We start from the raw sequence: 680 nt of genomic DNA, 5'->3' as shown, positions 1-680 counted from the left end.
GGCGGTCGTGCCTTCCACATGAGATCAGCACACTTCTTGCAGATGTTCTGCGGCAACTCCATACCAGCACCGGCAAAAACTCCCTCGTATTTTTCCCGGGTGAACTCATCCATCGGTTTTTCTCCGCAGGTGCATTTCGGATCAGGTTTCTTCATCGGCTGCACGCTCACCGGCTGCCCGTCCACAGTTGCGGTAAAGTCCATCACCGGCGGGTTCTCCTCCGGGACTGTCGGGTTCTCGCAAAGCTCAGCCTCATCATAAAGACCAGTGACACAAAACGCCCGGCGCAATGCGTGACTTTCGGCGCATTTCTGAAGCATCACGTAAGGCATTTTTCGCCAAGCATCAGAACTCGGTTTGTTGAACTCGTCGAACCGGGCGGAGAAGATGATCGGATGACTCATGCGTTTGTGCCAAACTTCGCAGGTTGCCGCCCAGAGTTTGCCGTTCCGCTCTTCAAATGTTGTGTTCATCCCGTCAAAGTTGCCGGAGTTATGCGCAAGAGTAAGGAAACCATCACGCCCGATGATGATCCCCATCGGTGTTGCCCAGATCTGCCGGGCGAAGGGATCGAGCTTGTACTTCTTCGCAAGCTCCATCATCAACATGAACTGTTCCGGTTTGCATCCTTTGGCAACCGTTTCAAGCATGATTGCTTTCTGTTCCGGCGTGTATTCTCC

At 53.5% G+C, this 680-nt stretch carries 1 protein-coding gene; it reads right to left on the bottom strand.

Annotation, left to right across the window (positions count from 1 at the left end; genetic code table 11):
* A partial coding sequence (locus McpAg1_RS09580; RefSeq protein ID WP_338095085.1) for a recombinase RecT occupies nucleotides 1–680 on the bottom strand: 680 nt, incomplete at both ends.

The organism is Methanorbis furvi (assembly GCF_032714615.1).
GTDB classification, from domain to species: domain Archaea; phylum Halobacteriota; class Methanomicrobia; order Methanomicrobiales; family Methanocorpusculaceae; genus Methanocorpusculum; species Methanocorpusculum furvi.
Note: the sequence above shows the minus strand (reverse complement) of the source record. Positions and strands in the feature narration are given on the sequence as shown.